Annotated in this window: 6 protein-coding genes and 1 pseudogene; 3 read left to right on the top strand and 4 right to left on the bottom strand. The window is 55.2% G+C overall.

The annotated features are described in order from the left end of the window. Positions 1 to 935 (top strand): annotated as a pseudogene (locus tag ACQY36_RS07765) (hypothetical protein); the annotation flags it as partial. A gap of 74 nt (positions 936 to 1,009) precedes the next feature. Here ACQY36_RS07765 and ACQY36_RS07760 read toward each other — a convergent pair. Next, positions 1,010 to 1,942 (bottom strand): GGDEF domain-containing response regulator, encoded by a 933-nt coding sequence (locus ACQY36_RS07760; RefSeq protein ID WP_428078699.1) that lies wholly within the window; start codon positions 1,940 to 1,942, stop codon positions 1,010 to 1,012. A gap of 62 nt (positions 1,943 to 2,004) precedes the next feature. Between ACQY36_RS07760 and ACQY36_RS07755 the strand changes: the two genes are divergently transcribed. Next, complete coding sequence (locus ACQY36_RS07755) at positions 2,005 to 3,402, top strand: cation:proton antiporter (protein ID WP_428078697.1); 1,398 nt, start codon at positions 2,005 to 2,007, stop codon at positions 3,400 to 3,402. Positions 3,403 to 3,465: 63 nt separating this feature from the next. Here the strand turns inward: ACQY36_RS07755 and ACQY36_RS07750 are convergent, their stop codons facing one another. Together ACQY36_RS07750 and murI are read right to left on the bottom strand one after the other, a co-directional pair. After that, positions 3,466 to 4,158 carry a polyphenol oxidase family protein gene (locus ACQY36_RS07750; protein WP_428078695.1) on the bottom strand — a complete coding sequence of 231 codons (693 nt, stop codon included), beginning with the start codon at positions 4,156 to 4,158 and terminating at the stop codon, positions 3,466 to 3,468. Further along, positions 4,155 to 4,955, bottom strand: a complete 801-nt coding sequence (gene murI, locus ACQY36_RS07745; RefSeq protein WP_428078694.1) for a glutamate racemase — start codon at positions 4,953 to 4,955, stop codon at positions 4,155 to 4,157. Before murI ends, ACQY36_RS07750 begins: the two co-directional genes overlap by 4 nt. A 65-nt stretch (positions 4,956 to 5,020) precedes the next feature. Between murI and ACQY36_RS07740 the strand changes: the two genes are divergently transcribed. Beyond that, on the top strand, positions 5,021 to 6,508 hold the full coding sequence (locus ACQY36_RS07740; RefSeq protein ID WP_428070643.1) for a protein kinase domain-containing protein: 1,488 nt from the start codon (positions 5,021 to 5,023) through the stop codon (positions 6,506 to 6,508). Between the two features lie 61 nt (positions 6,509 to 6,569). Here the strand turns inward: ACQY36_RS07740 and ACQY36_RS07735 are convergent. Further along, on the bottom strand, positions 6,570 to 6,758 hold a 189-nt coding region (locus tag ACQY36_RS07735), incomplete at its 5' end, for a hypothetical protein (RefSeq protein ID WP_428078692.1).

Genomic DNA, 6,758 nt, shown 5'->3' with positions numbered 1-6,758 from the left:
GTTGGAGTGCGTGTTCCATTTCTGACGCTTGCAGCTGTGAAGGGGAAAGCACGCGAGCGTGCGGATGTCAGGGGAAAGGCACGCAGACGCGCACGTGCAACACTTCCAACGGTACGTGGGGAGAATGGGGCGCTTGCTCCATAGCCGATGAGTGCGAATGCACGGGAACGAAGCCGGAAGAAAGCCAGACGTGCAACGACTGCGGCACACAGACTCGTTCTGTAACGTGTAACGCTTCTACGGGAGAATGGAGCACCGGTGCGTGGGGTACCTGTTCTAAAACGCAGGAAGAATGTGACGCGGAACAGGACTGCTGTTCGGACTCGGTTTCCGACTTTACGGCGTGTATTTTGAAGCAATACGGAGCGGACTCTGCTGAATATGTTTGCGCGAACGGAAGCAATATCGGTTACGACGCGTATATCGGCTCTATTACCGGTGCGGCGGCCTGTGCGAGCAAACTGGTAGGGTTTGGCTGTATGGTGCGTGCGGCGAGCAACAAATGCACCGCTTCGGACACTTACTGCCAAAAGCTGCAGACGCTTAACAGCAGCTGGATTAGCAGTGGGTTTAAAAAGTACGCCTGCACAGGCGATACGCCGAATGTTCCCAAACCGGAAACGCCTACGACACCTACGGACCCGAATCCCGGAACGTTTAGCTGCTGCCGCATAGAGATTTCGGAAGAAACTTTCCACTATACGGATTCTAGAGGCCAGCAGGCTTGCTTAAACTCAGTGGGTACTGCCGCTCAGTGCCCGTCTCACCTCCAGCCGGGCTTAAAAATGAACGGCTCTCACGGGGGACTAAACTGCACTTATAGAGTAAACTGCCCGGCGGGTACGAACTCGTACACCGTGTTTGGAAGTGTGCAAAAATTAAAATGCAGAAACTATGGCGACACTTGCACCGCAGACGAAGTAGTGTGGTTGTAAACCGCCTCTTACTTGAGTGATACATACGCCCGGGCTGTAGTTGGCCGGGCGTATTTTTCGGGTTGTAAAAAGTTTTATTCCGCGCGGCGGTCTATTACGTAGTGGCTGTTTTCTTCGTGCTTTTTGGCCAGGCACTTTAGTTCGCTTCCAATGTTGCTCACCATCGCAAACGACGTCATCGGCCGTTTGGTGTTGTGCACGATGCCGATGCCGATGGAGAGGAAACGGAATTTTTCCAGCTCCCCTTTGCGGTTGGTGGACACCATATAGCCGTTGGCGCGGTCTTCGTCGTTGTAAAACGTGGGGGCCAGGGCGTCGGTCTTGGCGGTAATTTCCCGGGCGATGGCTTCGGCCTTGTCAAACGCGCAGACGACGATAAAATCATCCCCGCCGATGTGGCCTACAAAAGAGGTCGGGTCCTGCGCGGCGGCGCGCACGATGATTTCGGACTCGGTTTTCAGCACGCGGTCCCCCGCTTCAAAGCCGTATTTATCGTTAAAAGATTTAAAATTGTTTAAATCGCAGTACAGCACGGCAAAGGGCCGTCCGCCCGCAATTTCCGCTTCCACCCGCGCCTGGATGGACGGGTTGCCGGGCAGACGCGTGAGCGGGTTGCTGTCCATTTTTTGTTTATTGCGTTTAAGGAGCAGTTTCACGCGCGCGACAATTTCATCCTCGTCGGCGGGCTTGGTAAGGTAGTCGTCAATATCCAGCCCCAGGCCTTCCAGCTTGGTGGATTTGTCCGTTACCGCGGTAAAAATAATGATGGGCGTATGCAAATATCCCGTGCGGCTGCGCACTTCCTGCACCACTTCAAAGCCTGTTTTTTTAGGCATTTCATAGTCCAGAATAAGCAAATCGGGGTTTTCTTTATATGTTTTTTCCAGTGCGTCCTGGCCGTCTTCGGCTTCCACTACGGTAAAGCCGGCGTTCGTCAGGATTTCGGACACCAGAAAGCGGATGGCGCGGGAATCGTCCGCCAGCAGAATTTTCGCATTGTGTTCCATATGCATATTAAATGAAATATTGCTCCCCGGCGCAAGGGTCCCTTTTTTCGTATAATTTGAGTATGACTTACGCAATTTTATTTATCGGCGTGCTGTTGTTTTTGGGGCATATTTTCTCGTCGCTGTTTGAAAAAACGCGCCTGCCGGACGTGCTGCCTTTGATGGTGCTGGGGATGCTGATGGGCCCGGTACTTCAGATAGTAAGCCCGGAGTCGTTTGGCGAAGCGGGGCAGATTTTCACCACGCTTGCGCTGATTGTCGTGCTGTTTAAAAGCGGTATTGATTTCAGGATTTTATCCCTGCGCGGCGCCGTGGGCCAGGGCCTGCTGCTTACCACGGTGTGTTTTGTGCTGATTACGGCGATTATCGCTTTTATCGCCCAGCGGGTGCTGGGCATCCCGCAGACGTACGCGCTGATTATCGGCGCCATCGTGGCGGACAATTCCACCGCCATCATTACGCCTATGCTGGCCAAGCTCCAGGTGTCCAAAACCGCCAAAACCATTTTGTTTCTGGAAGCCAATTTAACGGGCGTCTATTCCATTGTGCTGGCGCTGGCGCTGTTGTCGGCCGCGTCGCACGGGAGCCACGTCTCCGCCGGAATGCTGGCGGCGGACGTGCTTAAATCGTTTGGCATCGGGATTGTGTTTGCGCTGGCGGCGGGATTTTTCTGGATGAGCATTTTAAACCGGGTGCGGCGGCTGGAAAACGCCATCTCGCTGACGTTCGCTTTTGTACTGCTGGTATACAGCGTAAGCGGGCTTATCGGCGGGGACGGCGCTATCGCCACGCTGGCTTTCGGCGTGGTGGCGGGGAATATCCGCCTGATTAAACGCATGTGGCTGCCAAAGCTGGACTTCCGGCACCTGCTGTCTTTAAACGGCGGGGAAAAAGATTTTTTTGACGAAGTGGAATTTATTTTTAAAACGCTGTTCTTCGTGTATATGGGTATTTGTATGCGCATCGGCCGGGTGGATTTGCTGGCCATCGGGTTTGCGCTGGCGCTGGCTAAAATTATTTTCCGCGCGCCGGCGGTGAACTACTGCGTGTCCAAAAAAATTACGCGGGCGGACTGCTCCGTTATCCTCGCGATGTGCCCCAACGGGCTGGTCAGCGCGGTGTTGGCGGCGATGATTGCCTCGCAGCTGCCCGGCGAGGGGGCCGTGATTCAGGACGTGATTTACGCGGTGATTTTCTTTAGCGTGATTTTGTCCAACCTGATGTCTTTCCGTATTGAAAAAGGCGGACTGAAATGGGTGGGAAAAGCCATGTTCTACCGCCACGCGGCAGAGGGCCCGACGGCGGACGTAAAGCCAAGCGGGGCCGCGGACGGCTCAAACGCTTTGCCGGAGGGCGCTTCCGCGCCGGATAATGCTCCCGCCCCGGCGGAACATCCCGCCGCTTCCGGCGAAAACGCGCCGGACGCGCCGGCCCCGGCGGATGAAAATCACCCTTCTTAATTGACTAAGCCGTTAAAAACGCCCCGGATACTGTCCGGGGCGTTTTGATATCAGGCGGCACCATTACGGTTTGTATATAAAGGACAGCAGGTTTGTTTTTTCGTGGTCCCTGCGCCAGGAAAAGAAGTTTTCCCTGTCGCCGCAGGTGCAGTAGTACGGCGTTTTTACGTCCGCCGCCGTGAGGCCCGCCAGCTCCAGCTGCAGGAGAATTTCCGTATTTAAATTGACGAAAATTTTGCCGTCTTTGCGGATGACGCTTTGGGCGGAAAACTGGGCGGCCACGTCTTCCTGTACTTCAAAACAGCAGCTCTGGATGTGCGGCCCCAGCCAGCCGGAAATAACGCCCCGCGCGCCGGCATTTTTCATCTCCACGGCCGTTTTATAAGGTAACTGCCCCGCTACGCCGCGCCAGCCGCAGTGCGCCAGCGCAAAAACGTCCGCGGTTTCATCCCACAGAAAAAGCGGCACGCAGTCCGCCGTCAAAACAGCCGCGCCCCAGCCCCCGCAGGAAAAAAGCCACGCGTCGGCGTCTTGCACCGGCTGGTTTTGAAGGGACAGGGCGTCCGCGTCCGAGGCGATGCGGATGATCCGGTCGCTGTGGGTTTGGTGAAAGTGTAACATCCGCTGCGGCGGGATGCCCAATTCCCCGTATACGGGGGTTTGCGCGGCGGTGTCGCGCATATTGCCCGCGTGGCGGGAGAGGGTTCCTCCCACCAGGCCCAGCGACAGCATGCGGTTGTCTGCGTATATTTTCATTGGTTCAGTTTTTTAAGGCGCACCGCGCCGATTCTGTCCGCCAGCAGGTATTCGGCCAGGCGTTTAAAACGCTTGGGGTCGTCGCTGGCGTAGACGCGCACGCGGCCTTTGCCTTTGGTTTCGGCCTGTCCGCGCGCGGTTAAAAAGGCGCGGGCGGCTTCGGCCAGCGTGTCGGCCGAGTCCACCAGGGTTACGTTTTTGCCCAAAATTTTGGCAATCACGGGTTTTAATACGGGGTAATGCGTACAGCCCAAAATAACGGTGTCCGCCCCGCTTTTTTTAACGGGCGCGAGGTATTCTTCGGCAATCAGCCCGGCGGCGGGTTTTTTGCCCCAGTTTTCTTCCACCAGCGGCACGAACAGCGGGCACGCCTGCTGGAAAACGCGGGCTTTTTTATTGCGTTTGGCCACGGCTTTTGGGTAAGCCCCGCTTTTTACCGTCCCTTCCGTGCCCAGCACGGCGATGCGGCCGTTGCGGGTGGTTTGGACGGCCTTTTGCGCGCCGGGTTCAATTACGCCCATAACGGGCACGGAAATTTGTTTGCGCAGTTCCGCCAGCGCCTGGGCGGAAGCCGTGTTGCAGGCTACGATGATGAGCTTGACGTTTTCCTGCTGTAAAAAACGGGCAATAGCCAGTGAAAAGCGCGTAACCGCGGCCTTGGATTTGGAGCCGTAAGGCACGTTGGCGGTATCGCCGAAATAGATAAGGTCTTCCTGCGGCAGTTCGCGGCGCAGGGCGTTTAAAATAGTCAGCCCGCCCAGGCCCGAATCAAAAACGCCGATGGGTTGTTTTTTCATATTCCTTATTATATTAATTATCGCTCTATTGGAACAAAAGCCTTTCTTTGTGCTAGAATATCTTTATGTTTAGAAAGACGATATTTCTGTTGGCGGGCGTTTTTGTGTTATGCACGGCTCTGTGGGCCGCGCCGGCCAAACAGGGCGCCCCGCTGATTGTGGGGGGGAACTTTTCCGCCCAAACCAATACGCCTTCCAAAGCAGAAGTCTTCAACCAAAAAGCCCGCAACGCGGAAATCGCTTCTTTAAACGACAAGCTGAAAAACAAACGCTTTCACGAAGTGATTAGACGCATCAACGAACTGACGGCTAAAAATTTTCTGGACAACCGCTTCCACCTTTTGCTTGCCATCGCTTACGACGGTTTGGGCAAATACGACGACGTAATTTATTCCGCCGGCCAGGCCATTGCCGTGGCCCCGCAGGATCCGCGCGCGTACAACCTGCGCGCCGAGGCGTATTTACGGCTGCAAAATTACGAGCGCGCCCGCATTGACGTAGACGCCGCGCTTAAACTGAACCCTTCTTCGCGCATGGCGCAGAGAATACAAAAAGAGCTCAACGAAAAAACTTTTGTCAAAACCGTATCCGAGCCGGAAAAACCCGTACAAAAACATCCCGCCCCGCGCTGGGTGACGCTGTATTTTATTGCGGTGTTCGTCGCGGTGCTGCTGTTTGTGTATTGGCGGTATGAAGACGTGTTCCGCCAGCCGAAAAATGCGTTTTCGCGCCGCGAAGTGGAAGTGAAAGAACAGTACGATTTCATCCGCCAAATCGGCGAAGGCGGCATGGGCAAAGTGTTTGAAGCGTACGACAAAGTGTTAAAACGCAAAGTCGCCATCAAGCGCGTGCGCCCGGAACTGGTGCGCAGTTCGTACGTGCGCGAACAGTTTTTGTCCGAAGCGCGGATGGTGGCTCTTTTGCGCCACCCGTGCATTGTGGAAATTTACACCGTAATTGAATCCGAGAGCTCCTTGTACCTGGTGTTTGAATACGTGGACGGGCAGACGCTGGAAACCCGCTTGGATATTGACGGGCGGCTTCCGTTCTCCAAAGCCAAAAAGATTTTTGAATACGTTTGCCGCGGCCTGCATTACGCGCACTCGCAGGACATTATCCACTGCGATTTAAAGCCCGGCAACATTATGATTTTTGAAGACGACAAGGCCAAAGTGATGGACTTCGGCGTGGCCAAAAAATCCGTAGACCACGAAACGGGAGCCCGCACCGTGGCCGGTACGCCGGCCTATATGGCGCCCGAACAGCAAAAAGGGTTTATGCGCAAACAGTCGGACGTGTACTCGCTGGCGCTGTGCCTGTACGAAGCCCTGGTGGGCCAGGTGCCGTGGACGGTGAAAGGGTTTGATATCGCCAACAAAAAAATCGTGCCCGCCTCCAAACTGGCTCCGAACGTGCCGCCGGCGGTGGACGAACTGCTGGAAGCCGCTTTGACGGAAGACCCGAAAGAGCGCATTCAGAGTATTGACGAATTTTGGAGCCGCCTGCAGGCTATTGATCCCCTGCCGGAGGATTTGGAGCGGACCCATTATTAACGGCTGTCGTATCATCCGATTTGCGCACGCGGACCAAAGAAAAATCTTTGGTCCGCGTTGCTTATGTGGGCAACATTTTCCCACATTTGGGCATCTTCGCGCCGACTTTGGCCTTGAATACCTGGCAGTATACCGCGGCCAAACTTGCGGCGCCCATATGCCGCAAATCTGGGAAAACAGCCGAAGCGGCCGCGGGGTTTAGTCTGTTGCGGACGGCACTTGAACCGGCGGCTTTCGTATCATCTGATTT

Source organism: Candidatus Avelusimicrobium alvi (assembly GCF_958451995.1).
GTDB classification, from domain to species: domain Bacteria; phylum Elusimicrobiota; class Elusimicrobia; order Elusimicrobiales; family Elusimicrobiaceae; genus Avelusimicrobium; species Avelusimicrobium alvi.
This window is presented reverse-complemented; position numbering and strand designations above follow the sequence as displayed.

Coding starts and splice junctions, on each gene's coding strand:
- murI (WP_428078694.1), bottom strand. CDS start 4,955: ATGAAAAAACAACCCATCGGCGTTTTTGATTCGGGCCTGGGCGGGCTG.
- ACQY36_RS07760 (WP_428078699.1), bottom strand. CDS start 1,942: ATGGAACACAATGCGAAAATTCTGCTGGCGGACGATTCCCGCGCCATC.
- ACQY36_RS07740 (WP_428070643.1), top strand. CDS start 5,021: ATGTTTAGAAAGACGATATTTCTGTTGGCGGGCGTTTTTGTGTTATGC.
- ACQY36_RS07750 (WP_428078695.1), bottom strand. CDS start 4,158: ATGAAAATATACGCAGACAACCGCATGCTGTCGCTGGGCCTGGTGGGA.
- ACQY36_RS07755 (WP_428078697.1), top strand. CDS start 2,005: ATGACTTACGCAATTTTATTTATCGGCGTGCTGTTGTTTTTGGGGCAT.